The organism is Coriobacteriia bacterium, assembly GCA_041658765.1.
In the GTDB taxonomy this organism is placed as follows: Bacteria; Actinomycetota; Coriobacteriia; order Anaerosomatales; family JBAZZO01; genus JBAZZO01.
In genome coordinates this window covers 1-26,272 of sequence record JBAZZO010000010.1, presented here as the reverse complement: position 1 = coordinate 26,272, position 26,272 = coordinate 1, and the positions used below count along the sequence as shown (strand labels likewise).

Annotated in this window: 27 protein-coding genes and 1 tRNA gene; 19 read left to right on the top strand and 9 right to left on the bottom strand. The window is 66.3% G+C overall.

All coding sequences use genetic code 11. The features are described from left to right. Genes WC971_07090 through WC971_07065 form a run of 6 tightly spaced genes read left to right on the top strand, consistent with a single transcriptional unit; the run spans position 1 to position 5,355 of the window. Positions 1-993, top strand: a complete 993-nt coding sequence (locus tag WC971_07090; GenBank protein MFA5844578.1) for a V-type ATPase subunit — start codon at positions 1-3, stop codon at positions 991-993. Further along, positions 990-1,322: a V-type ATP synthase subunit F gene (locus WC971_07085; GenBank protein MFA5844577.1), complete on the top strand. Its 333-nt coding sequence runs from the start codon at positions 990-992 to the stop codon at positions 1,320-1,322. The genes WC971_07090 and WC971_07085 overlap by 4 nt, the downstream gene beginning before the upstream one ends. Further along, the gene (locus WC971_07080; GenBank protein MFA5844576.1) at positions 1,323-3,098 is read left to right on the top strand and encodes a V-type ATP synthase subunit A; all 1,776 of its coding nucleotides are present in this window, start codon (positions 1,323-1,325) and stop codon (positions 3,096-3,098) included. Continuing rightward, positions 3,095-4,519 (top strand): V-type ATP synthase subunit B, encoded by a 1,425-nt coding sequence (locus WC971_07075; protein ID MFA5844575.1) that lies wholly within the window; start codon positions 3,095-3,097, stop codon positions 4,517-4,519. The genes WC971_07080 and WC971_07075 overlap by 4 nt, the downstream gene beginning before the upstream one ends. A 4-nt stretch (positions 4,520-4,523) precedes the next feature. After that, entirely contained in the window at positions 4,524-4,712 is a 189-nt protein-coding gene (locus tag WC971_07070) for a hypothetical protein (GenBank protein ID MFA5844574.1), read from the top strand. A 1-nt stretch (position 4,713) separates the two neighbouring features. Next, complete coding sequence (locus tag WC971_07065; GenBank protein ID MFA5844573.1) at positions 4,714-5,355, top strand: V-type ATP synthase subunit D; 642 nt, start codon at positions 4,714-4,716, stop codon at positions 5,353-5,355. Positions 5,356-5,621: 266 nt separating this feature from the next. On the opposite strand, the gene WC971_07060 is transcribed toward WC971_07065, so the two are convergent. From WC971_07060 to WC971_07050, 3 genes are read right to left on the bottom strand one after another with little or no spacing between them, the layout of a single operon-like run. Beyond that, positions 5,622-6,956 (bottom strand): TldD/PmbA family protein, encoded by a 1,335-nt coding sequence (locus WC971_07060; protein MFA5844572.1) that lies wholly within the window; start codon positions 6,954-6,956, stop codon positions 5,622-5,624. Beyond that, positions 6,956-8,398: a TldD/PmbA family protein gene (locus WC971_07055; protein ID MFA5844571.1), complete on the bottom strand. Its 1,443-nt coding sequence runs from the start codon at positions 8,396-8,398 to the stop codon at positions 6,956-6,958. Before WC971_07055 ends, WC971_07060 begins: the two co-directional genes overlap by 1 nt. 40 nt (positions 8,399-8,438) lie before the next feature. Further along, on the bottom strand, positions 8,439-9,704 hold the full coding sequence (locus WC971_07050; protein ID MFA5844570.1) for an NlpC/P60 family protein: 1,266 nt from the start codon (positions 9,702-9,704) through the stop codon (positions 8,439-8,441). Positions 9,705-9,981: 277 nt separating this feature from the next. On the opposite strand from WC971_07050, the gene WC971_07045 reads away from it, so the two are divergent. Further along, positions 9,982-10,058, top strand: a tRNA-Met gene (locus WC971_07045). Between the two features lie 296 nt (positions 10,059-10,354). On the opposite strand, the gene WC971_07040 is transcribed toward WC971_07045, so the two are convergent. Both WC971_07040 and WC971_07035 read right to left on the bottom strand, forming a co-directional pair. Continuing rightward, on the bottom strand, positions 10,355-11,506 hold the full coding sequence (locus WC971_07040; GenBank protein MFA5844569.1) for a Fic family protein: 1,152 nt from the start codon (positions 11,504-11,506) through the stop codon (positions 10,355-10,357). A gap of 276 nt (positions 11,507-11,782) precedes the next feature. Further along, a complete protein-coding gene (locus tag WC971_07035; protein ID MFA5844568.1) occupies positions 11,783-13,108 on the bottom strand; it encodes an ATP-binding protein in 1,326 nt (441 codons plus the stop codon). 134 nt (positions 13,109-13,242) lie between these two features. Between WC971_07035 and WC971_07030 the strand changes: the two genes are divergently transcribed. After that, on the top strand, positions 13,243-13,638 hold the full coding sequence (locus WC971_07030) for a DUF4143 domain-containing protein (GenBank protein MFA5844567.1): 396 nt from the start codon (positions 13,243-13,245) through the stop codon (positions 13,636-13,638). 28 nt (positions 13,639-13,666) lie between these two features. Here WC971_07030 and WC971_07025 read toward each other — a convergent pair whose 3' ends face one another. Together WC971_07025 and WC971_07020 are read right to left on the bottom strand one after the other, a co-directional pair. Next, positions 13,667-14,092: a type II toxin-antitoxin system VapC family toxin gene (locus tag WC971_07025; GenBank protein ID MFA5844566.1), complete on the bottom strand. Its 426-nt coding sequence runs from the start codon at positions 14,090-14,092 to the stop codon at positions 13,667-13,669. Continuing rightward, a complete protein-coding gene (locus WC971_07020; GenBank protein ID MFA5844565.1) occupies positions 14,089-14,364 on the bottom strand; it encodes a type II toxin-antitoxin system HicB family antitoxin in 276 nt (91 codons plus the stop codon). Before WC971_07020 ends, WC971_07025 begins: the two co-directional genes overlap by 4 nt. 216 nt (positions 14,365-14,580) lie before the next feature. Here WC971_07020 and WC971_07015 point away from each other — a divergent pair, with 216 nt between their 5' ends. The 8 genes from WC971_07015 (at position 14,581) to WC971_06980 (ending at position 19,192) form a co-directional block, all read left to right on the top strand. After that, positions 14,581-14,919, top strand: a complete 339-nt coding sequence (locus WC971_07015; GenBank protein ID MFA5844564.1) for a winged helix-turn-helix domain-containing protein — start codon at positions 14,581-14,583, stop codon at positions 14,917-14,919. After that, complete coding sequence (locus tag WC971_07010) at positions 14,916-15,182, top strand: hypothetical protein (protein MFA5844563.1); 267 nt, start codon at positions 14,916-14,918, stop codon at positions 15,180-15,182. The genes WC971_07015 and WC971_07010 overlap by 4 nt, the downstream gene beginning before the upstream one ends. After that, positions 15,172-15,873 (top strand): DUF4386 domain-containing protein, encoded by a 702-nt coding sequence (locus WC971_07005; protein MFA5844562.1) that lies wholly within the window; start codon positions 15,172-15,174, stop codon positions 15,871-15,873. Before WC971_07010 ends, WC971_07005 begins: the two co-directional genes overlap by 11 nt. A 158-nt stretch (positions 15,874-16,031) precedes the next feature. Further along, a complete protein-coding gene (locus WC971_07000) occupies positions 16,032-16,205 on the top strand; it encodes a hypothetical protein (GenBank protein ID MFA5844561.1) in 174 nt (57 codons plus the stop codon). A gap of 21 nt (positions 16,206-16,226) precedes the next feature. After that, on the top strand, positions 16,227-16,364 hold the full coding sequence (locus WC971_06995; GenBank protein MFA5844560.1) for a hypothetical protein: 138 nt from the start codon (positions 16,227-16,229) through the stop codon (positions 16,362-16,364). Between the two features lie 102 nt (positions 16,365-16,466). Continuing rightward, positions 16,467-17,168: a DUF4386 domain-containing protein gene (locus WC971_06990; GenBank protein MFA5844559.1), complete on the top strand. Its 702-nt coding sequence runs from the start codon at positions 16,467-16,469 to the stop codon at positions 17,166-17,168. Continuing rightward, the gene (locus tag WC971_06985) at positions 17,165-18,085 is read left to right on the top strand and encodes an NAD(P)-dependent alcohol dehydrogenase (protein ID MFA5844558.1); all 921 of its coding nucleotides are present in this window, start codon (positions 17,165-17,167) and stop codon (positions 18,083-18,085) included. The genes WC971_06990 and WC971_06985 overlap by 4 nt, the downstream gene beginning before the upstream one ends. A gap of 177 nt (positions 18,086-18,262) precedes the next feature. After that, entirely contained in the window at positions 18,263-19,192 is a 930-nt protein-coding gene (locus tag WC971_06980; protein ID MFA5844557.1) for a GSU2403 family nucleotidyltransferase fold protein, read from the top strand. A gap of 427 nt (positions 19,193-19,619) precedes the next feature. On the opposite strand, the gene WC971_06975 is transcribed toward WC971_06980, so the two are convergent. Then, positions 19,620-20,444, bottom strand: a complete 825-nt coding sequence (locus tag WC971_06975; GenBank protein MFA5844556.1) for a hypothetical protein — start codon at positions 20,442-20,444, stop codon at positions 19,620-19,622. After that, positions 20,438-21,412, bottom strand: a complete 975-nt coding sequence (locus WC971_06970; GenBank protein ID MFA5844555.1) for a type IV toxin-antitoxin system AbiEi family antitoxin — start codon at positions 21,410-21,412, stop codon at positions 20,438-20,440. The genes WC971_06975 and WC971_06970 overlap by 7 nt, the downstream gene beginning before the upstream one ends. Positions 21,413-21,846: 434 nt before the next feature. On the opposite strand from WC971_06970, the gene WC971_06965 reads away from it, so the two are divergent. The 3 genes from WC971_06965 (at position 21,847) to WC971_06955 (ending at position 25,954) form a co-directional block, all read left to right on the top strand. Then, a complete protein-coding gene (locus WC971_06965) occupies positions 21,847-22,845 on the top strand; it encodes a hypothetical protein (protein MFA5844554.1) in 999 nt (332 codons plus the stop codon). 5 nt (positions 22,846-22,850) lie between these two features. Next, on the top strand, positions 22,851-24,911 hold the full coding sequence (locus tag WC971_06960; protein MFA5844553.1) for a hypothetical protein: 2,061 nt from the start codon (positions 22,851-22,853) through the stop codon (positions 24,909-24,911). A gap of 113 nt (positions 24,912-25,024) precedes the next feature. Further along, positions 25,025-25,954 (top strand): hypothetical protein, encoded by a 930-nt coding sequence (locus tag WC971_06955; protein ID MFA5844552.1) that lies wholly within the window; start codon positions 25,025-25,027, stop codon positions 25,952-25,954. Positions 25,955-26,272: the final 318 nt, after the last annotated feature.

Sequence of the window (26,272 nt, the reverse complement as noted above, 5' to 3'; positions counted from 1 at the left end):
ATGGGCATGCGCGCCGCCCTGTCCGACCCCATCCGCTACGGCTTCGCCGTCGGACGCGTCCGCGTGCTCGAGACGCGCCTGCTCGGTCGCCCGACGTTCGAGCGCCTGCTCGACGCGCCGACGTTCGCGGAACAGCGCCGGGTGCTGTCCGAGACCCACGTCGGCCGGTACCTCGAAGGCGCGCAGACCTCCGCCGACGTCGAGCGCGGGCTGGCGGCCTCGCTCGCCGACCTCTACAAGGAGTTCCTTGAGGCGTCCGATCTGCCCGAGTCCGTCGTGAGCTTCTTCCGGCTGCCGCACGACTTCGGCAACGTCGTCTCCGTGCTCAAGGCCCGGCTTCTCGGCATCGAACCGGAGGGGCTGCTCTCTCCGCTCGGCAGCGTCGCTTTGGAGGCGCTCTCGGGTGACCTCGGCGAACTGCCCGCTGGGCTCGGCCCGTTCGCCGCGAGCGTCCTCGCGTCGGACCCGCCTCCGACGACGGCCGGGCTCGAGACGCTAGCCGACCGGGCGCTGTACGCATCGCTCACCGAGGCCGCGCTGTCTTCGCGCGTCCCGTTCCTCGCTCGGCTCGCGACCATGCGCATCGACCTCGCGAACGCGAAGGCGCTCCTGCGCGCCGGCTCGTTCGGCCTCTCTCCCGCGGAGGCGCTCGAGCGCGTCATCCCCGGAGGCGATCCCGGACTCGCCGCGCTCGCCGCGGACGTCCGGCTTCCGCTGGGCGACCTGGCGGCGCGCATCGCGGCCCGGCCGACGCTGACCGGCGCGACGGCCGCGGAACTCGCCGACCAGGACGGCCTCGACGTCGTGCTCGACGATCTCGCGGCGAGCGAGCTCGCGGACGCGCGCCGCGTGCCCTACGGACCCGCCCCCGTCATCGCGTACGTGCTCGCCCGAGAGGGCGAGGCGCTCGCGCTGCGCTCACTGCTGCTGGGCAAGCTCGCCTCCGTCGATCCCGCGGTGCTGCGCGCGCGGCTGAGGAGGTCCTTCCGGTGAGCGCGACCCGCATCGCCATCGTCGGCGACGCCGTGAGCGTGGCGGGATTCCGCCCGCTGGGGTTCGCCGCGTTCGCGCTCGAGAGGCCCGAGGACGCGCGCGGGCTCTGGGACGAGCTCGCGAGCGGCGCGTACGGCGTCGTATTCGTCACCGAACCGGTCTACGAGGCGATCGACGACCTCGTGGCCGAGGCCGCGGACCGTCCGGTCCCCGCGGTCACCGTCATCCCCGGCGCCGGCGGCGCCGGCGGGGTGGGAGCGGCGAGGCTGGCGCGCGCCGTGGAGCGCGCGCTCGGCACGTCGGTCCCGTTCTCAGTGGAGGAAGGCTAGATGGAGCAAGGGACGATCATCAAGGTCGCCGGACCGCTCGTAGTGGCGTCCGGGCTCGCGCATGCGAGGATGTTCGATCTGGTCAGGGTCGGCGAGGCCGGCCTCATGGGCGAGATCATCGAGATGCGGGGCGACCGCGCGTGGATCCAGGTGTACGAGGAGACCGACGGCCTCGGCCCCGGTCACCCCGTGCTCGCGACCGGCGCGCCGCTCTCGGTCGAGCTGGGACCGGGGCTGTTGGGGTCGGTCTACGACGGCGTGCAGCGTCCGCTCGACGTGCTGCGGGCGCAGGCCGGCGCGTTCCTCACGCGCGGCATCACGGCGCCGGGCCTCGACCCGACGTCGCGCTGGGAGTTCGTGCCGACGCTCAAGTCCGGGGCTAAGGTCTCTCCCGGCGACGTCATCGGCACGGTGCAGGAGAACCCCGTCATCGAGCACCGCATCATGGTGCCGCCGGGAGTCTCCGGCGTGCTCGAGTCGATCGAGGGCGGCACGTACACGGTGCTCGACCCGGTCGCGCGCGTGCGCACCGCCGACGGTGCCGAGAAGGACCTCACCATGCGGCAGGTCTGGCCCGTCCGCGTCGGGCGCCCCTACGGGCGCAAGGTCGCGTCGGGCGAGCCGCTCGTCACCGGCACGCGCGTCATCGACACGTTCTTCCCGCTCGTCAAGGGCGGCACGGCGTGCATCCCCGGGCCGTTCGGCGCGGGCAAGACGGTCACCCAGCACCAGGTCGCGAAGTGGAGCAACGCGCAGATCGTCGTCTTCATCGGATGCGGCGAGCGCGGCAACGAGATGACCGACGTGCTCATGGAGTTCCCCGAGCTCACCGACCCGTACTCGGGCCGGCCGCTCATGGAGCGCACGGTGCTCGTCGCCAACACCTCGAACATGCCGGTCGCCGCGCGCGAGGCGAGCGTCTACACGGGGATCACCATCGCCGAGTACTTCCGCGACATGGGCTACGAGGTCGTGCTCCAAGCCGACTCGACGAGCCGCTGGGCCGAGGCGATGCGCGAGATCTCCGGCCGCCTCGAGGAGATGCCCGGCGAGGAGGGCTTCCCCGCGTATCTCGGCACGAAGCTCGCCGCGTTCTACGAGCGCGCCGGGAAGGTCGACACACTCGGCGACCGCTCCGGCTCGGTCTCTGTCGTCGGCAGCGTCTCGCCTCCCGGCGGTGACCTCTCCGAGCCGGTCGTGCAGAACACCCTGCGAGTCGTGAAGGTCTTCTGGGCGCTCCAGGATAGCCTCGCCTATGAGAGACACTTCCCGGCCATCGACTGGCTGACCAGCTACTCTCTCTATCTGGACAAGGTCACGCCGTTCTGGGAGGAGAACGTCTCGCTGGAGTATCGGCAGCGCCGCGACCGCGCGATGGCGATCCTGCAGCGCGAGAACGAGCTCTCCGAGATCGTGCGTCTCGTCGGCCTCGAGGCGATCAGCCCCGAGGAGCGGGTGCTGATGGAGAGTGCGAAGTCGCTGCGGGAGGACTTCCTCCAGCAGAACGCCTTCCGGGACGACGACCAGTTCACGAGCCTGCGAAAGCAGGACCGGCTCCTCGAGACGATCCTGCTCTTCCACGAGCGCGCGCTGGTCGCCCTCAGCGCGGGGGCGTCGCTCGACGACATCCTCGCGGCGCAGGTGCGCGAGCGCATCACCCGTGCGAAGTACGTCGCCGAGGAAGAGGCGGACGCGCTGTTCGACTCTCTGGCGGGCGACATCGAGACCCAGCTCGTCGCGGGCGCGGCCCCGCGCAAGAAGGAGGGCGCGCGATGAGCCGCGAATACACCACCACCCGCGACATCGTCGGGCCGCTGCTTCTGGTGGAGCGCGTCGCCGACGTCACGTACGGCGAGCTCGTCGAGCTCGAGTTCCCGAACGGCGTGCGCTCGCTCGGCAACGTGCTCGAGGTCTCGGGCGACGTCGCGCTCGTGCAGGCGTTCGGCGGCACGAGAGGGTCGAACCCGTCCGAGACGAAGGTCACCTTCCTCGGCCGCGGGCTGGAGATCGGCGTCTCGCGCGACATGCTCGGCCGCGTCTTCGACGGGCTGGGGCGGCCGCGCGACGGCGGACCGGAGATCATCGCCGAGCAGCGCCGCTCCGTCTACGGCAGCCCGATCAACCCCACGGCGCGCGACTTCCCCGACGACTTCATCCAGACGGGTGTGTCGGCCATCGACGGCCTCAACCCGCTCGTGCGCGGCCAGAAGCTGCCGATCTTCTCGGGAAGCGGCCTGCCGCACAACGAGCTCGCGGCGCAGATCGCGCGTCAAGCGGCGGTGCTGGCCCGCAGCGACGACCCGACGCGGGCGGGCGAGAAGGCCGAAGGCGACTTCGCCGTCGTCTTCGCGGCGATGGGCATCACTTTCGAGGACGCCGACTTCTTCATGACGGAGTTGCGCGACACAGCGGCGGTCGAGCGCTCGGTGCTCTTCCTCAACCTCGCGGACGACCCCGCCGTCGAGCGGATCGCGACGCCTAGAATGGCGCTGACGTGCGCGGAGTACCTCGCGTTCGACCTCGGCATGCACGTGCTCGTCATCCTCACGGACATGACGTACTACTGCGAGGCGCTGCGCGAGGTCTCGGCCGCGCGCAAAGAGGTGCCGGGACGGCGCGGCTATCCCGGTTACCTCTACACCGACCTCGCCACGCTCTACGAACGCGCCGGGCGCGTGCAGGGGATGCCGGGATCGATCACGCAGGTGCCGATACTCACGATGCCGGACGACGACAAGACGCACCCCATCCCCGACCTTACCGGCTACATCACCGAGGGCCAGATCATCCTCGACCGCCCGCTCCACCGCCGCGGCGTCTACCCGCCGATCGCGGTGCTGCCGAGCCTCTCGCGCCTCAAGCAGAAGGGCATCGGGCCGGGCAAGACGCGCGAGGACCACGCCGACCTGAGCAACCAGCTCTTCGGCGCGTACGCCCGCGGTGTCTCGGCGAAAGAACTCGCCGTCATCCTGGGCGACGCCGCGCTCTCCGACACGGACAAGGCGTTCGTCGCCTTCGCCGACGCGTTCGAGGACCGCTTCATCCGCCAGGGCGACGGCGAGGAGAGAAGCATCGAGGAGACGCTCTCGCTCGGATGGGAACTCGCGGCGCTCCTGCCGCGCAGCGAGCTCAAGCGCATCAAGGACGAGTTCGTCGAGAAGTACCTGCCCGGCGGGGCGGAAGCGGGGAAGGCCTGAGAAGATGCGCGAAGCGCTGACCCTCATACTCGCGCTGCTGTTCGCGGCGGTCGTGGCGCTCCAGGTCTCGAGCGCCCGCGCGGCGCGACAGGCGGGCGCGGACCCGGCGCGCTGGATCTCGGCGCTGCGATGGGTGAACGTGACGCTGCTTCTCGTCGCGGCGGCGCTCGTGGTGTGGGGGGCGACCAGATAGCATGGCGACGCTGCGCGTGAACCCCAACCGGATGGAGCTGCTGCGCCTCAAGCGGCGCGGCGACGTCGCGGTGCGAGGCCACAAGCTGCTCAAGGACAAGCTCGACGAACTGATGAAGGCGTTCCTCTCGCGCATCGCCCAGGACCGCCGTCTGCGCTCGGAGGTCGAGCGCGAGCTCGCCTCCGCCTTCGGACTGCTCGCGGTCGCGCGAGGCGAGGCGGGCGGGTCGGCGCTCTCGAGGGCGCTGCTCGCCGGCGAGCCGGTCGACGCGCTGTCGGTGGGCGAGCGCAACGTGATGAGCGTTCGCGTGCCGGTCTTCGAGGTCGGCGAGCTTCCTCTTCGCGCGGGCTACTCGCTGGCGACGACGCCCGCCGTGCTCGACCGCGCCTTGGCGAGCCTGCGCGACGTCGCGCCGAGGATGGTCGACCTCGCGGAGCGCGAGAAAGCGATCGAGCTGCTCGCGGCCGAGATCGAGCGTACGCGCCGTCGCGTGAACGCGCTCGAGTACGTCCTCATCCCGCAGATCACGGAGACCGTGCGCGACATCCAGATGAAGCTCGACGAGGCCGAGCGCGGCAACCTGACCCGTCTCATGAAGGTCAAGGAGATGGTCGCGGCCAAGGACGACGAGACGCGCGACTGACGCGCCGTCCGTCGGCCAGAAAGTGCCGTTCAGGTTCGCTCAGGAACCGGCCGTCAGTAGTCGCGTGCGCTCGTCGAGCGGGGACTCATCGGCGCCCGCCCAGGATGCCGATAACCAGGTTGTCAGGGGCGAACGCCACTTCGCCTGACGAGTACGGGAGACGGTCCCGGGGAGCGGTCCCCTCCGCGAATCGGGAGAAGCTCCCACCAATTGCGAGGGCCCCGAGAGGATCGGACTCCGGGGCCCGAGCGCATTCCAGGGGGAGATCAGCTCGTGCGGCCGGTGAACGCGAAGCCCTCGACGAGCAGCGCGGGCACGAACGAAGCCGAGCCCCGCTCTCCGGCCAGCCGTCGCTCGCTCCCCACGCCCGTCACTCGGGCGAGCGCCTCGACGGCGCTCTGGGTGAAGCGCAGGTTCTTGAGAGGGCGAGTCGGCGACCCGTCCTCGATGAGGAACGTGCCGTCGCGCGTCATGCCGGTGAGTGTGGCGGTGACCGGATCCTCGACGTTGACGTAGTGGAAGCGCGAGACCCAGACCCCGCGCTCCACACTCGCGATCAGCTCCGCAGCCGTGCGTTCGCCGGGCTCCATCGCCAGGTCGAGCGGGTACGGGCCGAAGGAGTTCGGCGCCGGGAGAGCGTGACCGGTGTTCGGCCGGCCGGTACGCGCCGCCCAGTACGAGTCGGTGACCGGTCCGGAGACCACGCCGCGCTCGACGAGCGCGACGCGCCGCTTCGGGCATCCCTCGAAGTCGAACGGCAGGCCCGTCGCGTGAGGCGCGAGCGCGTCGTCGACTATGGTGACCCATTCGGGGAAGAGCCGCTCCCCGAGGTGGCCCGCCATGAAGGAGCTTCCTTCTTCGAGCGCTTTCGCCGAGAGGCCGGCATACGCGAGCATCGAGAGGATGTCGGCGACCGCTTCCGGCCCAAGGAGCACGGTGTAGGAGCCGGGCGGCAGGTCTTCGGGGTCCGCGGAGCGCACCGCGGTGAGCGCGGCCTCCTCGCCGAGGGCGGCCGCGTCGAGAGCCTCGGGACCGAGGCCGGAGAACGATGCCCAGCCCGAGCCGCCGCTCGCGCCCATCGCGAGCACGCTCGCGCCCGCCGACGTGACGGGCGCGCACGCATCGACGCCGCGCGAGTTCGCGACGGCGATCACGGAGTCGGAGACGTCCACCGCGCCCGCGGCGGTCAGGCCACGCTCGGCGCTCGGGGCGACGATCGCCGCGACGGCGGCCGCGCGTTCGGCGGGCCCGAAGGCCCGCGCTGCGGCGCTGACCCGGTCGGGGGCGGTGAGCGGCGCGGGGCCGGGGAGGCCGGGGAAGCTGGGGTCGTCGGGAGCGAGCGACGCTGCGCGCGCCGCGGCCTCGCAGCATTCGAGCAGAGAGTCGTCGTCGAGGCGGTTCGTGCTCGCCACACCGACGCGCGTGCCCACGACGGCGCGCACGCTCACGCGGGAGTCCTCCTCACAGACGTTCTGGTGGATGCGGTTGCCCGCGAACCGCGTGAGCGACTCGACTCCCGCCGTGACGAGAGCCTCGGCCTCGTCGGCGGGCGTGAGCGACACGGCGCGGGCGGCGAGCTCGCGCGCCTGGTCCGGCGTCATCACTTGCCCACCCCCACCTGGACGTCGCGGAACCTGGCGGGCGCGGCCCCGTGCGCGACGTGCGCCACCTGCATAGGCTGACCCTTCCCGCAGTTCGGAAGGCCCCACACCCGCCATTCGCTCGGGCCGCAGATCGCGTCGCACGAGCCCCAGAAGGCGGGGGTGATGCCGGTGTAGTTGGGGTTGCGGACCATCGCGCCGAGCCGGCCTTTGCGTATCTCCCAGCCGATCTCGGTGGCGAACTGGAAGTTGAGCCGCCGGTCGTCGATCGACCACGAACTGTTCGTCTCGAGGTAGAGGCCGTCGTCCGTGTCGGCGATCAGCTCGTCGAAGGTGCCCGCGCGGGGCTCGAGCGAGACGGTCGTCATGCGGATGATGGGAAGGCGGTTCCAGCCGTCGGCGCGCATGCAGCCGTTGCTCGGGCGGCCGATCGCGGCGCTGGCCTCGCGCGAGCCGAGGAAGCCCGCGAGCACGCCGTCGCGCACGAGATGGTCGCGCGTCGCAGGCACGCCTTCGTCGTCCCATCCGAAGGAGCCGAGCGATCCGGCGACGGTCGCGTCGGCGGTGACGGTCACGTAGGGGGAGCCGTAGGTCAGGCGCCCGAGGTCGCCGACGCCGACGAACGACGTCCCGGCGAAGGCGGCCTCGTCGCCGAGGACGCGGTCGAGCTCGGTCGGGTGGCCGACCGACTCGTGGACCTGGAGGGCGAGCTGGCTGCCGTCGATGACGACGGTCGTCGTCGCGGCCGGACACGGCTTCGCGCGCAGGAGCGCGGCTGCCTGCTCGGCGACTCTGGGCGCGTTACCCGGCAGGTCGAGCGCGAGAATCGCCTCCCAGCCGCCCTGAACGACCTGGCCGCCGTGGGAGTTCGGGTACGAGCGGCGCATCAGCTCGCCGTCGCCGAGCGCGTACGCGGTGATGCCCGCGCCCGACTCGACGTACGACTGCTCGAGGTAGGAGCCCTCGGTGGAGGCGAACGTCTTGGAGACCGCGAGGAAGTTCATCGAGCCCTCGCTCACGCGGACGTCGGGGGCGGTGCGCAGCGCCTCGTCGCCGGCGAGCAGGACGGCGAGCTTCTCCTCGACGCCTATCGCGAACGGGTCGATCTCGCACGGGCCGCGCCAGCTGCCGGTCTGCGCGGGGAGCGGTTCGAGGTGGACGAACTCGCCTCGAACGAGGGCGGAGGCGCGCGCGATCGCGACCGCTTGAGCGGCCACGCGCGAAGCGGCGGCCTCGGTCATCTCGGAGGAAGCGGCGAATCCCCAGGCGCCGTCGACGATCACGCGGACGCCGAAGCCGAGCGACGCGGACGAGGAGACGCCTTCGACGCGGCCCGTGCGCACGGAGATGTCCTCGGAGCGGGTGTCGACGATGCGCACGTCGGCGTAGGTCGCGCCGGAGGCGACGGCGGCATCGAGGCACGTGACGACGAAAGCCCTCATGGGCAAGGATCCCCCCTTGCGTTCGGTGCTGTCCCCGGGGCTAGCGAGCGGCCGGAGCCGGGGTGGTGGTCACGGTCTCGGCGCCTTGCACCGGCCCGACACGCGGCACCCACGGGTACCTGCGCGCGCCGGCGAAGTCTGAGCGGTCGGCGAGAAGGCTGACCTTCACGAAGTCACCCGTCCGCGGTGCGTGTACGAAGTAGCCTCCGCCGATGTAGATGCCCACGTGGTGTATCGGCGAACCGAAGAAGACCACGTCGCCTGGGAGGAGGTCGACGTACTGGACGGGCGTGCCGAGCAGGAACTGGCTGCCCGAGTAGTGCGGCAAGATGACGCCGTGCTGGCCGAAGACGTAGAGCACGAGGCCGGAGCAGTCGAAGGCGGCCGGGGTGGCGCCGCCCCAGAGGTACGGGACGCCGTGGTAGGAGAGCGCGGTCTCGACGACCGAGTTCGGCTCGACGGGGATGCCCGCCTTGCCGACGCCGGAGAGGATGGCGCGCAGCAGCGCGGCTTCCTCCTGGGAACGGCGCGAGGCCTCCTCGTCGAGGAGTTTGAGCAGGTCGGCCTGGGCGTTAGCGAGGAGCTCCTGGCGCTCCTCGATGCGCAACGTTATCTCGATCTGGCGCGCGTGCAGCGAGAACTCGAGGCCCTCGGCCTGCTGCTTGGAGTCCTTCAGGTCCGCCGCCGTGCGCAGGATCGCATCGCGCTGGGCGCGCATCTGTGCCGCGACGCCCGCGTCGTTCTCGCCGAGCGCGCGCAGGAAGGCCAAGCGCGAGACGAAGTCGGACAGCGACTTGGAGCCGAGGATGACGCCCATGGCGCTGAGTTCCTCGAGGTCGCCGTCGCGGTACATGGCGCCGACGCGCGTGGTGAGCATGCGCGACTGCCGGTCGTAGGCGAGTTTCGCGTTCTCGAGGTCGTTCTCGGTGATCGAGAGCTGCTCCTGGAACGAAGTCAGCTGGTCGGAGGCCTGGTTGTACGACTCCGCGGCGACGGCGAGCTGGCGATCGAGTTCGTCGAGTTGCGCCTTGAGTTCCTCGAGCCGGGCCTGGCGCCGCGCGAGTTCCTCACGGAAGGCGGCGGTGCGCGGGTCGACCGGGACGGGTACGGCCGAGGTGGAGTCGGCGGTGGTGGTGGCGATGGCGCCGCTGCGCGCGACCAGCGCGCGCGAGACTTCGATGAACGTCGCGTCCCTCGGCTCGGCCATCGCCGGAGCGACCGACGCCAAGGAGCCGACCAGTAAGGCCGTCGCTGCTATGAGTGCGGTTGCTCGAGCCGCGAGGCCCGTGCGGCGATACCGCGCCATTCCGTCCCTTCCTGCTCGTCACCCCTGCCGGATCCCGCGGCACGCCGCGGGGAGAAGGCAGTTCGACAGTTTACCATGCTTGCGAGGCCCTTACCAGCGAGAACCGGTTTAGAATCCGTGGGCTCCCCGATCGTACGCTTGCCGTCTTACCGGTTCCTTGCGAATACCTTGCCGAATGTGAACATCGGCACGTGTTGCCTCGTACTGGAGCGGGTGCTAACATCCTAGTCCGCGCTTGTGGAGAAGGTGTGTGCTAGCGCGAGAAGTCCGGAATCGTTGCGGGGTGGAGCAGTCTGGTAGCTCGTCGGGCTCATAACCCGAAGGTCGTCGGTTCGAATCCGGCCCCCGCTACCAAAGAAATCGCAGGTCAGACCGGGCAACCGTGTCTGACCTGTTTGCTTTGGCGCACGAGTGTCCAACGGGCTGTCCAACGAAGGTAGGGACAGACCGCCGCCGCACCGCCTGACGCTGCCCTAGCTGCGTATTCCGGTCCAAGCCGATCACCCATTCCGCTCGAAGCCGATCGGTGATTCAGGCCGTCGGCTACAGGCGTGTGCTGCGATTGGCCAGCGAGTAGGCCGTCAGCGGGTAGCGCAGGAAGCTCCTGACGACGTTCTCGGTGAAGACGATGGGGTTCAGGGCCATCGGGGTCAGGTTCCTTCCGAGAGCAGGCGAAGGTACTCCGAGTACGCGAACACGCGGTTCCGCTTCTTGCCGGTCACCTCGCGAGCGATTCCCAGTTTCTCAAGGGAGTCCATCGCGGATGCAGCGGCTGGGAACGACAGCCCGGAGCGTGTCACGACATCGGGCAGCAGCAGGACCGGCCTGGACTTCAGAGCGTCGTGCACGCGCAGAGCCGAGCCGGCCTTGCGTCCGAGGTCCTGGATCCGTCGCCTATCACTCTCGAACGTGCCGACCAGGCTGCGCGCCGTCCCGACCGCGTCGTCGGCCGTTTCCGCGACTCCCTCGAGGAAGAAGGCGACCCACGCCTCCCATTCGCCCTCGGTTCGACACCTGCTGAGCAGACGGTAGTACTCATCCCGATTCTGCTTCATGTACAGACTGAGATAGAGCAGCGGCTCACGAAGCACCCCGCCCTCGCACAGCAGCAACGTGACCAAGAGTCGGCCCACTCTCCCGTTGCCGTCAAGGAAAGGGTGGATGGTCTCGAACTGGGCGTGTGCAAGCGCCGCCTTGACCAGAAGGGGCAGGCTCGAGCCCTCGTCGTGGAGGAATCGCTCTAACGCGGCGATGCACGGCTGGACCTCCTCGTGAGGCGGAGGCACGTAGACCGCGTTCCCAGGCCTCGTCCCGCCGATCCAGTTCTGACTCCGGCGGAACTCACCGGGCTGCTTCTCACTGCCGCGACCTCGGGAGAGGAGAACCGCATGGATCTCTCGAATGAGTCGTGCGCTGATGGGGAAGCCGCCCCTCAGCCGAGCAAGGCCTTCATCCAGCGCGGCAACGTAGTTGCTGACTTCTACCACGTCGTCGAACGGTACGCCCGGCGCTTCCTCGAGTTCGAACAGCAGCAAGTCCGAGAGGGAGGACTGGGTGCCTTCGATCTGCGAAGACAGCACCGCCTCTTTGCGTACGTAGGTGTATAGGAACAGCGCCGTGTCCGGCAGCAGGGTCGAAACGCTGTCCAGCCGGCCAATGGCGATGGACGCGCGCTCGAGAGATCTTTGCAGTGCGGACAGGTCAAGCGGGGGATTCGGTGGCAACGGTTCCGGCACGAAGGCGCGAAAGGTCTCGCCGCCGATCGTGCTGACCTCGTACCTCCCCGACAGTCCTCGGCGCATCAGTCCCCCTACTCAGCCGAGTTGAATAGCGTTGAGCGCTATTTAGACTTCGTGGTTGAAGTCTAAATAAGCTGGAGAACGTTGGCAAGCCTTCCGCGTCGCGGACCCCCGTAAGCTGGTGACCGCCCGCCGATTGCGTGTCAGACCTGCCTCCCACGTGGCGTCAAAGGTAAGCTGGTCTCGTGGGAGTGCGCGTGTGGTTTTTTCCGGTAACCGTGTCTGGCCTGTTCGCTTTGGCGCACGAGTGTCCAACGGGCTGTCCAACGAAGGGCTGGTTCAGTCGTCTTCCGGTGCCGCGAGGAGCCACTCGTAGGCAGGCAGTACGTCGACCCCTGGCGCGTCGGCGCGTGCGAGCGCATCCCGGTCGAGCACCAGCAATCGTTGCGTAGCACGCGGATGGTCTTCCGCTGCTGCGGTCAAGGCTCGCAGCTCACGCGCGCGCGTCTCTGGACTCGACAGGTCTGCGCACACCTGGATCAATTCCTCTCCGCCAGCCGGTCGGCGCGCGAGGAAGTCCACCTCCAGCCCGTCACCCGTCTTCACGTAGCCGACCTCCATCCCGCGCCTCTCCAGTTCGTTGAGCACGGCGGTCTCGAGTGCGTGTCCGACGTTCGAGCGGCCGCTGGCGTCGAAGGCCTTGATGAGGCCAGGGTCTGCGGGATAGAGCTTGCGCGGGTTCGAGTTGCGACGGCGCTCCGATTCGGTCGCAAGCGGCACGGCGCTGAGCAGGAAGGCGTCCAGGAGATGGCCGAGCATCGCGTGCACGGCCTCGTTCGCCACGCCGTGCCCTTGGGCCTTCAGGTCCTGGTGCAGGCGGTGGACGCTGAAGCTCCCGGCCGGATTGCGCAAACATTGACGCACTAGCCAGCGGAGGGCCGCCACCTGCGACACCCCGTAGCGCTCGACAACGTCGAGGAAGAGCACGGTATCCACGTAGCCCTGCAAGAGCTCGATTCGAAGCGTGGCTGGTATTCCCTGCGTCTCGGGGAACCCGCCCTCGACCAGGTACTCCCGAAAGCGCTTCTCGATCAGCGACCGCTCGGCCGGTGTCCAGCGTCGAGGTTCGCTGCCGGGCTCCTCACCTCGGTAGCGCAGGAACTCACGGAAGCTGAAGGGCCGGATGACGGTCGCCATCCCGCGACCGCGCAGGGAGGTGTGGACCTCGCGCGAGAGCATACGCGCCGAGGAGCCGGAGACGACGATCTCGACTCTCTCTGAGTCCAGTACCCGTCGGACGAAACGCTCCCAGCCGGGCACGAGCTGGATCTCGTCGAGGAACCAGCTCACTGTCTTGCGCCCTCGCATCGCGGGATAGCGCCGGTAGTATTCCTCGAGCAGGAAGTCGAGCTGCTCCAACTCGAGGCCGGCTAGCCGGTCGTCGTCGAAGCTGAGATAGACCGCCTGCGGAGCAGGTAGGGTAGCCCGGCGCTCGTCCAGCAGTTGGCGCAGGAACATCGTCTTCCCCGCGCGCCGCATCCCGATCACCGCGTGCACCTTGCCGGCCACGGCTGGCAGCCGGGCGTCGCGCCGGGTGAGCGCGACCGGCGGTACTTCCGCCAGTGCAGCGCTCAGCTTCTCGTCGAGTACCGGGTGCAGGCTCATGCCGCCACGCTAGAGCGCAGGTGTCCGTCTGTCAAGGGCGCATTCTGCGGAATCTGTACTTCGCGTAGGGTCACCATGGCCACCTTACCGGAATCGCAGGTCAGGCCGGATCCGGAACACCATGAAAAACAGTTGTGCGATGGCGGATTCACGTGGTGCTGTCCGACCACATCGACACTCCGAAGGCCTTGGTGAGTCATCCGAAGCTCGGCGCGTCCTGGGAGGGGTTCGCGATCGAGCAGGTGTTGGCGAGCGAGCCGCATGACGAGGCGTTCTTCTGGGCGACCCATCAGGGTGCCGAGATCGACCTGATCCTGCGCCGGGGAGAGTGCTTGGTGGGGGTGGAGTGCAAGCGTTCCGATGCGCCGAAGATGACGCCGTCGATCAGGATCGCTCTGGATGACTTGGGGTTGGATCGCGTCGCCGTGCTCTACCCTGGTGAGAAGCGCTATCCGCTCGCCGACAGAGTCGAAGCAGTCCCGGTGGTCGAGCTCGCGGTTCATGGCCGTCTCTTCGCGGAGCATGAGTAGTCGGCGCCCGGCGGGGGCTTGTGGCGTCTCAGGGCAGTAGCCGGACCGCGCACTCCTTCAGCCGAGCGTGAGCCCTGTCCGCGGTGACCAACTCGCAGCCGAGCTGGATCGCGAGCGCAGGGAAGAGTGCGTCGTAGATGGTGAGCTTGTGCTTGCGAGCGAGCACCGCGGCCTCGCAGAGGAGATCACGGTCCCACGCAGGGTAGAGCAGTTCGCTCTCGGCCAGACCTTCAGCGGCGGTGACCAGTTGCGTCGAGGTCACCTTCGGGCGGCATCCCAGGGCATTGAGCACCTCGGCGGGCAGGTGGGCCGGTGCGATGAGTGTGATGCGGCCCGAGAGGTGGTCGGCGAACAGCGCGAGGGCCTCATCGACGGAACTCTCGTCGTCGCTGCAGAACCACTTGAAGGCGACCGAGCTGTCGACAACCACATAGCGGGGACCGCTGCCGCTCACCGCTGCTCCCAACGCGACGGTGCATCGCGGATCTCGCGGATGGCTTTCGCCGAGCCCGGCGCGCCCACCACCGGCGCGAGCGAGCGCATCTTCTGCAGTGCGTGACCAACACGCTTGGCCCGGGCGGCGCACGCCGCCTCTTCGTCGAGCGCGGTCAGGTAGTGTCCCGCGGCGTCCTGGAGGAAGCCGCTGCGGGTGGCGCCGGCTGCGCTTGCTCGGCGGTCGATCTCCTCGAGCATGCCGTCGGGAAGCGAGATGTTGATCTTGCCCATGGTGGTCCTTGCGGTAGTGCCGATGGTAGTACCGAGAATACTACCCGGCGTTGACACACGCAAACGGAGGATCGCGCCCGCACTCGAACTGATCGAAGCCCCGGTCGCTTTGACCGGGGCTTCTTCCTTTGCCCCTGGCGGAAGATTCTTCGCGAATTGGTGTTGACACGTTGGAACATCACGTGTCAGGATACGCTGACAGGTAAAGGAGAGGACATGACGGACGATCGGACCGGCGACCAGTTGCTCCAGATGCTGAGCGCCCTTGCGAACCCTCATCGGCTGCGGATCCTCGCAGCCCTGAGAAGTCGTGAGAGCTACGTCAGCGAGTTGGCCCGGGAGCTCGGGATCGGACGTCCGCTCCTCCACATGCACCTGCAGGTACTGGAGAAGGCGGGACTCGTGGTCGGACGCCACGAGATCTCGGAAGACGGAAAGGCGCTTCGCTTCTTCAGCGTGACGGACTTCGACGAGCACCTGACGCCCGAGCGCGTCACCGATGCGACGAAGACCCTGAGCGCGGACAGCGAACCAACCGGAAGGGGAAAGCAATGACGATCGATGGACCCGCGGCGTTTCTCGTCGTGATGTTCGTGATCCTGGGGATCAGCGTGGTCACCACGCCCTCGCGTCGGCGTCACCAGATCCAGATGGAGGAGATCAAGTCGCGCAGCGGCGCGCAGTTCGAGGAGCTGAACGCCGAGTACACCAGACTCGCCCAAGAGACGCGCGAGACGCAGTCGAGCATGCAGGCCGACATCGGCGCGATCCGCACGTCGGTCGAGTCCATCGAGAAGATGATGCGCGATGTCGGCTAAGCGAACGGACGGCGCGATCACCGATCGCCGGGCTGCCACCATCATCGGCGTGCTCTACATCGTCGGCACCGCCTCGGGCGTGCTAGGCATGGCCATCATGCCTTCGTTCGCCGCCGGCACGGACATCCTGGCGCAGATCGCCGCTCACCGCACCGCGACGGTCGTCGGCGCGCTCCTCGTGCTCACCATGGGCTTCGCGCTGTCGGCTCTGCCCGCGGTCTTCTATCCGATCGGCCGCCGCTTCAGCGAAGTGCTCTCGATGGGCTACGTCATCTTCCGAGGAGCACTCGAGGGCATGACGTACGTCATCAGCGCATTCATCTGGCTCGTGCTCATCGCCATGAGCGCCGCGCCGTCGGCCGCGGCCGCTCCGGTCGCGGCGATGCTGCAGACCGCCGAGGGGCTGGTGTGGGAACAGCTCATCGCGCTGCCCTTCGTCATCGGCGCTCTCATGTTCTACTGGCTGCTCTTTCGCGCGCGACTCGTCCCTCGATGGCTCTCGATCTGGGGACTTGTCGGAGCGGTCTTCTACCTCGTAGCGCCCCTCGCGCGGATGGCGGGCCTCTCGCTCGACTTCCTGATGTTCCCGCTCGCGGTGCAGGAGATGGTGCTCGCGATCTGGCTGATCGCCAAGGGCTTCAGCCCCGGCACGATCGCTCCCGAAGGCGATCGGCTGCCACTCGCTGCGTGAGATGCGGCCGGCTTCGCGGGCTGGGGCGCGCGTAGCAGGCACGTCAACCTGACGTACGTTCAAGGTTTGCGCTCTATGCCAGTGTCGGCGCGCGGTCGAGCGCCAGACGCCAGGCACGCCGCACGGGACAAGCATCGTCAGACGGAGGTGAGATCGGCGTGGACAGCAAGTTCTTTGTGCCCATCGCAACCATGCTCGCGGGGATCGTCGTGTTCGTCGCCTTCGCCATCTGGTACGCCGCGAGGGGCAGGCGCAAGCAGTTGTCGCCGCGGGTGCTGGCGGGAGTCTGTCTGGTGGCGGGGGGCCTCGTGGTCGCGTCCGGCTTCGCCTGACTTCAGGCTGGCGGACCGGCCGTGGGCCAGGTCGTGCGATTCGTGCTGCTTTCGGTCATGGCGGGCTACACGTACCGGAAGATCGGTCCTGCTGCTGCGGGCGCTCTCGCCGCCGAAGCGGCCGTCGTAGGCACCCTGGCCGTTGTGGCATTCGTCTAGGGGTGGAGCACGCCACCTAGCAAGAGAGCTTCAACCTGACACGTCTCGGTCAGGTTCTCAGGACGGGACACACGAGAGTTGACGAGGAATGGGAAGTCGATCATGAGCAAAGACAGGCGAACAGCGGTAGTCGCAGGAGTGCTCTTCATAGTCGCTACGACTGCAAGCTTGCTCGGCAGGGTGGTGCTTCTGGATCCGATCCTCAAAGGGGCCGACATCCTTGCCAAGATCGCCGCACACCAGAACCAGGTGGCTGCGGGAGCGCTCTTCGGGCTGGTCGCGTTCTTCGCGTCCGCCAGCATCGCGATCGCGCTGTATCCCGTGTTGCGGCGATACAGCGAGGGTCTGTCGCTCGGCGCCGTCGGCTTGAGGATCATCGAGGCAGTTCTCTACAGCATCGGGGCGATCGCGGTGCTATCGATGGTGACATTGAGTCGTGGGCTCGTGGAGGCCGGCGCTCCGGCTTCGTCGTACCTTCAAGCCTCAGGCGCACTGCTGATGGCGGTCCGGAGTTGGGCGGGCATGGCAGGGACCTTGGCCTTCTACCCAGCCGGCCTGATGTACTACCTCGTGTTCTATCGATCGAGGCTCATCCCTCGATGGTTGTCCGGTTGGGGGATCGTTGCAGTCACGCTGGGCTTCACGGCAAGCATCTTGGTCGTGTTCCAGGCCATCGATCCCATGTCGGCGCCCCAGATCGTCTTGAATCTCCCGATCTTCTTGCAGGAGATGGTTCTGGCGGTGTGGCTGATCGCCAAGGGGTTCAGCCCATCCGCGATCGCTTCCCTCAAGGGCGCAGAGTGAGAGCAGTAGTTTGCACGCGCTACGGCCCGCCTGAGGTTCTCCGGGTCGAGGAGATCGCGACTCCAGCTCCTCGGAAGAACGAGGTGCGCATACGCATCTTGGCTACCCCCGTGGCATCGAGTGATACCTACGTCCGGGGGCTGAGACTGAGTCCCGCTTACCGGATCATGGCGCGGCTCGTGCTCGGTTGGAACGCACCGAGGCAACCGGTTCTCGGCATGGTGCTCTCAGGGGTGGTGGATGCGGTCGGACCGGACGTTAGGTCGTTCAAGGCGGGCGACCGCGTCTTCGGCTTCAATCGGCACCTCTTCGGGACGTATGCGCAGTACGTGTGTTGGCCGGAAGACGGACTTCTGGCAACGCGACCGGCCAACCTCACCGACGAGGAGGCGGCAGCCATTCCCTACGGTGGCCTCCTCGCTCTCAGCTACCTTCGCAAGGCCGGCGTTCGAGCGGGACAAAGCGTCCTCGTCTTCGGGGCGTCCGGGGCCGTGGGCACGTCGGCGGTGCAGCTCGCCCGGCACCTCGGCGCGGAGGTGACGGGTGTCTGCAGCACTGCGAACGTGGAGCTTGTGACATCTCTCGGCGCCACGAGGGTGGTCGACTACACCGTCGAGGACTTCGCGGACGGGGCGGAGCGCTACGACCTGATCTTCGACGCCGTGGGCAAGAACAAGAGCGCCAGTGCCCTTCGGAGGTGCCGGCGAGTGCTGGCTCCCGGCGGAGCCTGCGTCTCGGTCGACGACGGCTCACCGAAGCTCCGGCGCGAGGATCTGGTGTTGCTCGCCGAGTTGGCGGCGCGCGGTGAGATCAGGCCGGTGATCGATCGCACCTATGCACTGGACGACATAGTCGACGCGCACAGGTACGTCGACACGGGGCACAAGCGCGGCAACGTGATCATCAACGTGGCGTAGCGCTCGACTTGTGTTATACGCAGCATCGACGTATTGTGCGTATAACTACAAGGAGGTGAACCCCTGCAGCGTCAGCCGCTCGAAGTCCAGACGATCTACGCCGAGCTTCTTGAGCAGATCGCTGTCTATGAGGCCTCGCGTACCATCGGACATACCGCCGGCTCCTTCGTGACGAAGATGGTGAAGGGCCAGGAGTACTACTACTTCCAGCACATGGGGCCTGGCGGGACGAAGCGCCAGACCTATCTGGGCCGTCGGGACGCCGCGCTCGACGAGTTGGCCGATCGGTTCGCCGAGGGGAGAGCCAACGTCGCCGCCGACCAACGATCCATCGAGCGGTTGGCGGCTCTGCTGCGCGCAGGTGGCGCGATGGTCACCGATGCGCCCTCGGCCCGAGTGCTTCGTGCGCTCGCGGACGCGGGGGTGTTCCACGCCGGCGGAGTCCTTGTCGGGACTCACGCGTTCGTCGTGCTCGGCAACCTTCTCGGGGTCCGCTGGGGCACCTCTCTGAGGACTCAGGATGTCGACATAGCGGCCGATCCCAAGCTCGATATCGCGGTTCCGGGCGTCGACGCCGACCTGCCTTCAGCACGGGATAGCCTGGAGATGGGGTTCCTGCCGGTCCCCGGTCTCGATCCCAAGAGTCCGACCACCTCGTTCAAGGTGCGGGGGCGAAGCTTGCGGGTGGACCTTCTGACGCCGGCCGCAAGGGCCCGATCGCGTCCCGTGAGCCTGCCCAGGTTCGCCGCCGCCGCGCAGCCCTTGAGATTCCTGGACTATCTCATCGACTCGTCCGTGAGGGCGGCAGTGGTCGGCGGCGGGGTCGTCGCGGTGAACGTGCCGGATGCGGCGCGGTTCGCTCTCCACAAGTTGATGATCGCGGGGGAGCGTCCTGTTGCGATGCAGCCGAAGCGGGAGAAGGACCTTTCACAGGCGGCGCAGATACTCGAGGTGCTGCACGCAGACCGGCCGGGGGATCTCGTTCTTGCCTGGGAGGCGCTTGCCGTGAGGGGAAAGTCGTGGGCGAGCCGGGTGGCGAAGTCGGCCTCCGCGCTCGATCGCATCTCGCCTGTCGCAGCGCAGAGCGTTCGCGATCTAGTCGGATAGGCGGCAGGGCGCCTACACCCCTAGCATCCAAGCCCGTGCGGGCATGACGTGAATGATGCCGCCTTCGACGTCGATGTCTTCGTAATGTGTCCTTGGCGCAAGGAAACAATATGCCAGATGTGTCCTTGGACTAAGGAAACCATCGGCCTAACCATGAGATCGCTCGCGTCCGCGAGGTCCCGGTCGACAACCGCCAACAGCCGCTGGATCTCAGCGCGATCCGCTGCTTGACGCTTGATGCGACCCTTCTCGAGCCAGTCGCTCGAGCTCATCCCGATCACCTGTCACCCAGAGTCGTGGCTTCGACATCACATCGAGGACGAAGTGGTTACGCTCATCGACCGCGCGCGTGAGACGGTCACGGTGGCACCCAGTGACCGGGTTCCAGGTCGCCTCGGTCCACTCGATCGATGTGGGGCCGGCCATGTCAGCCGCGAAGCTCTGTGATGAGAGCCCGGACCCGCTCGTATGCGTCGCGCTTGATACGCTCAGCCTCCTCGCCTTCGGCTTCAAGGAAGAGGGCGACCGATACGGGACCGAAATGCTGTGGCGAGGCGAACTTGTCGTCGAGGAGTGCAAGAGCTTCGAGTACTAGCCCATGGGTCGCGAAGAGCTTGAACTCCTCGACGACAGCAGCGGCACCGCCGGGGTAGTTGGCCAACGTGAACCAGATGTCGTACGCGTCCTTCTCCTTGACCCTGGAACCCAGCGCCGAGCTCTTCATGACCAGATAGGGCACCACGCCAGCGACCTTCACCGTGACCATGTCGATCGCGCCGTTCGGCAGTCGTGCCTCGATCTGACGCTCGACGGATCCATCGAGAAGCAGATCGGCGCCCCGCGCCTTCCGCGGTCTCATGTCCTGGATGCGCTGAGTGCGGTGCTCCTTGTTCGTGCCGCCGTACTCTCCGGCGAGGAAATCGACCTCGACCCTTGCCGCATCCGCGCCTTCGAACCCCACGTCCTTGAACCAGATGAAAGGCTGGCGTGCATCCTGCACGTAGCCGTGGTCCCTGAGCAACTCGCTGATCCTGGCGTAGACCTCGTCGGTCTCCGCCAGGTGGTTGAGCGCGATGTCGACGTCGGTGCTGCCGACGTGCCCGGCAGCATCCGGCATGAGGAGGAACGGCACCCATCCGCCTACGATGACCATTTCGTCGCGGTACTCGCCGAGGATGTGGGCGAGTTCCACCAGCACCGACTTCGCTGCTTCGACCGCGTCGGGCGGGTAGTCCAGTCTGCTCTTCACCATGAGGGCCGCAGCTCTCGCTCGAGGATCTCCTGAGCGGCCTCTTCTCCGCGTCCCGGCATGGAACGTAGATCCAGATAGAGCTGCACGGCCGAGACCGTCCGAAGTCCGTAACGATACTCCGACCCGTCATAGACGCCGTCATCGAATGGCTGGAGCAGCAGAACGTTGGCTCCCGTGTCGACCGGTTTCAGCCGGGCACCGTCGGCTGCACTGCCGAGGCGGGAACTCACGTAGATGGTGGCTCGGTCGTACCGCACTCGAGGGGCGAGCAGGCGTGCGCCGGAGAAACCGGTCAGTGCGTAGTCCACGCCGCTCTCCCGGCACCATTCCGCGACGGACGTCTCCGCTTCGCCGATCTCGTCGAGCGTGTAGTACTGGAAGACGCGATTCTGTTTGTAGCTGTACGCAGCGGCCCACGCTTGGAGCATGACCTCGGGCTGGGCAAGCCTCACCCCGCCCTCTCCGGCCGCGATCCATTCCCGCTCCTCGAGCTGGCGCTTGATCCTGGATGCCAGACCGATGCTCACCCCAGCGACCTTTGAGATCTGCTGCACCCGCCACTCGCGGCGAGGCTCGTTGAGAAGCAGCCGCAGGATCCGAGAGGACTTCGCTGAGAAGATCGAAGGCTCACCCCGGTTCTCTTTGAAGGGGTTCGGCCCAGACGCCCGTTCGATGTAGACGCCATCCAGAGAGAAGCGGCAGTTCCCGGCCAGGTCGAAGTATCCACACCCAGAATCGCGACAGATGATCCTGGCGGCCTCGGACACGTAGGGCGCCGCAAAGACGGGGTAGGCGCCTTTCAGTCGCTCGTCGAGGAGCAGACGTCGCAGCTGGTCGACCGCTACTCGAGCACTCTTCGGCTGGCCGCTGCTTTTCGCCTCGACGACCATGGAGCGTGCGCGCCCGAGCAGCTGGAGCCGCACCACCAGGTCGGCTGTCGCGCCGCCTGCGCGGACTTCTCGCTCCACGGATCCGATCGCGGTCTTCGGCACCCCGTCGAGGCATGCTTGCAGCGCGGCGGGGAGTCTCTCGAGAATCTCAGGTTCTTTCACTGCAAATGCACCTTTCACCAATCGGTGAAACAGAGCATATCAGTGAAACTTCGGCGACGTCAAGCCAGAGAAGCGCGACGTGCCCGACTGGTTCGGCGACAGCAGGGCTCCCAGTCTGTCGGTCTCGAATCCGGGAGTTCTGGGCAAGTCCCTGTGCGTTGCAACGGTAATGCGAATGTGGGCGGCGATTCACGCCGCTGGTCTCCAGCGGCTCCTTTGGGCCATCGCACCAAACCGTGCAGGCACGTTCGGTTCGTCACGTAGCCTCGGCACTCGTATCAGACACGCCCGCACCGAAGGGCCAAGGAAACTGCGGGCACCTGCTATCCTGACAGGCGGAGGAGGTCGATGTGCCTTACGAGAGTCTGCAGGATCGGGTGAGCCGATGGTCCGAGGGTCAGGATCAGCAAGGCCCGACGGCGCACTCGACGCTGGAGCAAGTTCGGTTTCTCGCCGATTACCGTTTCTGTGAGTACCTCCCCGCGGTCGGGCCTCCCGCCCCGCCCTTCACGACACGGCTTCGCCATTGGCTCGACTGTGTCGATGATGATCGACAGAGACTGCTGCTGGCCCTCGTTCCCGAGTTGATGTTCGCTAGCTTCCGCGACTTCGTGTCGCTGTACCGAGCTGCGTTCCGTGGTCCGGTTTCCCGCTGGCTGCTGGAACAATGCGAGCCATTCTCCCTGGACGATGAGGACTTGGCCGAGAGAATAGAGGCCGCATCCAGGCTGTCTTGGTACTGTCCGGTCACTGACAGCATGGACATCGCCAGCTTCTACCATGCGAACAACATCGAGGGCGCGCGTTTTCGGCCCGACTGGTACTCGCTACGTGGACTTGGTGACCTGGCCAAGATCGAGAACCACATGGACTCCTGCGGGTTCCGCTTTCTAATACTCCTAGAGGACTTCGTCGGCAGCGGATCCCAAATGAACTCGGCCGTTACGTGCGCCTTGGCGCTACCCGACAGATTCAAAGTGCTGCTTGTGCCGCTGTTGGTGTGCCCAGACGGGCACCAACGCGGACTCGAACTGCAAGCTGCTCACCCCGGCCGGCTAACGTTCAGTCCCGTCTTTGTCTTGCGGGGTGGGGCGACCGTTCTCTTGCCCGCAAGTGGGACGCAGGGCGACCTGTTTCCTCGAATCAGGCAGATTGCAGCGGATCTCTACACGACGATGACCGGTCAGCACGCTCCAGACCCATGCGTGAAGCCGTACGGGCCAGATGGCTTCGAGGGAACTGGGTCGCTATTGGTGATGTACAGCAACACTCCTGACAACTCGCTTCCGCTCCTGCACTACTCGTCCGACACATGGAAACCTCTTTTTCCCCGCTCATCGAGGGTGTGATCTAGGTGGCACGAGAGAAGAACCCATTTGAAGAACTCTACGTGGGCGAGATGGTCAGCGACGAGCACTTCGTCGATGTCTTCAGTCCGAAGCTGATGGATCATGCGCTTGCGATGTTCAAGAACACCCATGTGGTTGTGCAGGGAACCGAGGGGGCAGGAAAGACGATGCTTCTTGCCCTGCTCAAGCCAGAGGTACGGGTGGCCTACTACCGCAGAGGCATTCCCTTTCCTGCCCCGGATGACCTTTCGACGTTCATTGGGGCGGGGATGAGCCTGCGGAGGAGTGCTGCGGCGGACTTCGGGCAGCGCCTTCCGAAGACGGAATCGGAGGACCCTGAAGTCCTGGCGGCCATCTACTTCGGTGACTTCCTCAACTACTGGCTGGTGCGCGACATGCTGAACTCGGCAGACACGCTTGGGACTGAGTTGGAGGGCGCTGTCGGACGAGGAATCGGGATGGGCTACTCGGCTGCGAGCATGGACGAGGCCGCCAAGCGAATTGCGGTGAGTGATGTCTGGCAGGGGTACCTTGATGGAGTCACGAACCGAGAGCAACTTGAGGAACGGCTGCGTGGCAGAATCGCGGACTACCGAAGGTACTTGAACTACAGCTCCAGCGAATTGCCGAACCGACTGGCCGAAAGCATAAGCCCAATTGGTGAGCCTATCTCGGTCGCAGCATCGGCCTTGATTGAGGCGGGAGTGGTCTCGGACGAGACGTCCGTCTACGTCCGAATCGACGAGTACGATCAACTTTCGCGTATCGGGCGTGCATCATCTTCGCTCGGAGCGAACATGCGGCAGATGGTTAACAAAGCCCTGAGTCTTCGCGATCCTCGCGTGAAGTACCGGATAGGCACAAGGCCCTATGGGTGGCGCGACACCTTGGTCTTCGGGACTTCGTACCACCTTGAGAAGGCTCGAGACTTCGACCTTCTGGACATCGACGATATCCTGCAACGGGTTGGATCTAGCGAGAAGCAATGGCTCTTTCCAGTGTTCGCGGAGGACGTTATCAGTCGCAGGCTTCGTCGCACGGAGTCGTGTCAATCGCCGCTACACGACGATGTCCTCGTCGGTCTATTCGGAGAGAGTCCTTCGCTTGAAGAGAAGGTGGCGAGATACGCCGGAGAGCAGTCGTTGACAAGCGGATTGCGGCTTGAGGCAGAGGGGTCGCTCGAGGGTCATGTCCCCCCAGAATGGAAACCGTTCCTGCGTGACCTTGCTCGAGAGAACCCTCTCTCTGGCAAACTGGGTGAAGCGTGGGTTCGTCAGAGGACGAAGAGAGGTGCGAAGGTCCCTCCCGTGCCCTCCGATCGTCTTCCGTGGAAGACGCCCGGGTGGTGGGAGCCGGATCGACGCCAAGTAGCAGCAATGCAGGTGGCGTCTGTCTGCCGCGCTCGGATGCTGTGGTATGGCCGAGACGACATCCTCAGTCTGAGCGGCAATCACATCCTCGTGCTTCTAAGTATGTGTCGTCACGTTTGGGCCGCGTCGATGAGAGTGCAGGTCGAGGACCCAGGAGGGCCGTCCCTGGCCTTCCCTATTCCGTCGCGCCTCCAGTCAGCCGGAATCGACGCGGCGAGCGCCGAGTGGCACGACAAGGTGCTGGAGTCCGATCAGGGCCATTCCCTTCAGGACTTGATGGACTATCTCGCACGCTACTTTCGCTCCGCTCTTCTGCGCGACACGGCCATAAGCTACCCCGGTCGGAACGGGTTCTCCATAACACGAGATCAGTTGTTCGCCGACGAGAACGACGACATCTACCGCTTCCTCTCGGCAGGCACAGACTACGGTCATCTCGTGAGCTTCGAGCACAGCACCAAGGAGCGAGATCGGCGCCCGCGCATCAAGTACTACCTTCGTCCCATACTGTCGCCGTACTACCAGCTCCCCGCGCAGCACCGGCAGGAGCCGCTATACATCACAGCTGTTCGGCTTCGGAAGCTGATTCGAGAGAGCCGAGAACAGGCGCTCGATGCCTCCACGGTGGTGGAGAGGGAGCAACAGGACTCCTCCGGTACGGGTCAAATGCGGATGTTTCCATCGGACCCCTCGTGACTTCGCGCCTCGCTTTCCGGCCATGGGGCTCGATTGACTGGATTCTTGATCGTCTTCCCGATCGGGCATGGAGTCTGGTCGGATCCGTCGGCCCAGAGGACCGTGCGCTTGCCGTGAGGGAGTACCTCAGCAGCAGAGGTCTCTTGGGCGAGGAGATGCTGTACGAGATTGAGGATCGTGACTCCAAGTACTCTCCTCCGCAGAAGGGGGCAATGGCAGCAGCTCGCGCGCGGTATGCTGGCTCCGGCGGCTCACTTCCGCGGCTTGTGACGAGAGACGTGTTCTGTACTCCTGACGATGTAATTCCGCCTCTGGAGCAGTTCCTGGCGGATGTCGAGAACCGGCGCAGCGTATTGCTGGACGTCTCATCGCTGCCGAAGCGAGTATTCTTCCCGGTCTTGCGTCGGTTGCTCGAATCCGACGCGATTGCGGACATCGCAGTCTCGTACACCTTTCCGCAGTCGTACGCGGATGAACTTGCGGTCAACTATGCCGACGCAGACGATCTTCCCGGGTTCGGTCGCCCGTTCCCCGAGCCCGAGAACCAACTTGTGCTGGTGTCGCTCGGCCATGACTACGTCGGTGCCGCGAAGGCACTCAGAATGGTTGCCGATAGAGCGAGCCGTCGTCAGGTCCTACTGCCGTTCCCCGCTGGTCCGGCCTCCCTGAAGAAGGCTTGGGAATCCGTGCGTGCGTTGAAGCCGTACCTAATTGACTCGGAGCAAGAGCCGGTCAGAGTTGACCCTCGCGACGTATCCGACGCATTTGACATCATTTGTGGTCTGTCGTCAGAAGCGGGGCAAACGCTGGTGCTCGTTCCATCCGGACCCAAGACCATCTCTCTAGCCATGTGCCTGTACGCAATCGCGCGTCCTGATACCGGCGTCGTTTACAGCCAGCCGTCTGCGTATAACCCGGAGTACTCAAAGGGCGTCGCTTTGCTTCCAGGGACTTCCTCGGGCGCACCCGAATGCTACGCATACTGTATCCGGCTTGCCGGCCGGGACTTCTACAACTTGGAGGGGCCTGCGGGCACCGCATAGTGCCGAACGCATACTCGGTGAATTCAAGCGGTCGTCGCAACACCTCGAATACGAGGAGTTGCGATGGGATCGAGAAGAGTTCGACGCGGGGATTGCGCACTTCGTCCTCCGATGCGTTCGCCCGGTCGACCTCCTGGCTGGCGCCGGGAGCACCTCCAGCAGTTCTGGGAAGCGATCGGACGCGGAGCATCTACCTGCGTTCCGCAGCTAATTGCCCTTCTGGGCCACGTCCGAGGATAAAAGTGCAGGTCAGGGGTTTGCGACCAGTCGGAAATCGCGAAATGTCATAGATACACGTTTCGTGAATTGCGGGTTGCA

Coding starts and splice junctions, on each gene's coding strand:
- WC971_07070 (MFA5844574.1), top strand. CDS start 4,524: ATGCGCGAAGCGCTGACCCTCATACTCGCGCTGCTGTTCGCGGCGGTC.
- WC971_07080 (MFA5844576.1), top strand. CDS start 1,323: ATGGAGCAAGGGACGATCATCAAGGTCGCCGGACCGCTCGTAGTGGCG.
- WC971_06990 (MFA5844559.1), top strand. CDS start 16,467: ATGAGCAAAGACAGGCGAACAGCGGTAGTCGCAGGAGTGCTCTTCATA.
- WC971_06975 (MFA5844556.1), bottom strand. CDS start 20,444: ATGGTGAAGAGCAGACTGGACTACCCGCCCGACGCGGTCGAAGCAGCG.
- WC971_07010 (MFA5844563.1), top strand. CDS start 14,916: ATGACGATCGATGGACCCGCGGCGTTTCTCGTCGTGATGTTCGTGATC.
- WC971_07020 (MFA5844565.1), bottom strand. CDS start 14,364: ATGGGCAAGATCAACATCTCGCTTCCCGACGGCATGCTCGAGGAGATC.
- WC971_06980 (MFA5844557.1), top strand. CDS start 18,263: ATGGTGAAGGGCCAGGAGTACTACTACTTCCAGCACATGGGGCCTGGC.
- WC971_07055 (MFA5844571.1), bottom strand. CDS start 8,398: ATGAGGGCTTTCGTCGTCACGTGCCTCGATGCCGCCGTCGCCTCCGGC.
- WC971_07040 (MFA5844569.1), bottom strand. CDS start 11,506: ATGCGCCGAGGACTGTCGGGGAGGTACGAGGTCAGCACGATCGGCGGC.
- WC971_07090 (MFA5844578.1), top strand. CDS start 1: ATGGGCATGCGCGCCGCCCTGTCCGACCCCATCCGCTACGGCTTCGCC.
- WC971_07035 (MFA5844568.1), bottom strand. CDS start 13,108: ATGAGCCTGCACCCGGTACTCGACGAGAAGCTGAGCGCTGCACTGGCG.
- WC971_07005 (MFA5844562.1), top strand. CDS start 15,172: ATGTCGGCTAAGCGAACGGACGGCGCGATCACCGATCGCCGGGCTGCC.
- WC971_07065 (MFA5844573.1), top strand. CDS start 4,714: ATGGCGACGCTGCGCGTGAACCCCAACCGGATGGAGCTGCTGCGCCTC.
- WC971_07050 (MFA5844570.1), bottom strand. CDS start 9,704: ATGGCGCGGTATCGCCGCACGGGCCTCGCGGCTCGAGCAACCGCACTC.
- WC971_07060 (MFA5844572.1), bottom strand. CDS start 6,956: ATGACGCCGGACCAGGCGCGCGAGCTCGCCGCCCGCGCCGTGTCGCTC.
- WC971_07015 (MFA5844564.1), top strand. CDS start 14,581: ATGACGGACGATCGGACCGGCGACCAGTTGCTCCAGATGCTGAGCGCC.
- WC971_07075 (MFA5844575.1), top strand. CDS start 3,095: ATGAGCCGCGAATACACCACCACCCGCGACATCGTCGGGCCGCTGCTT.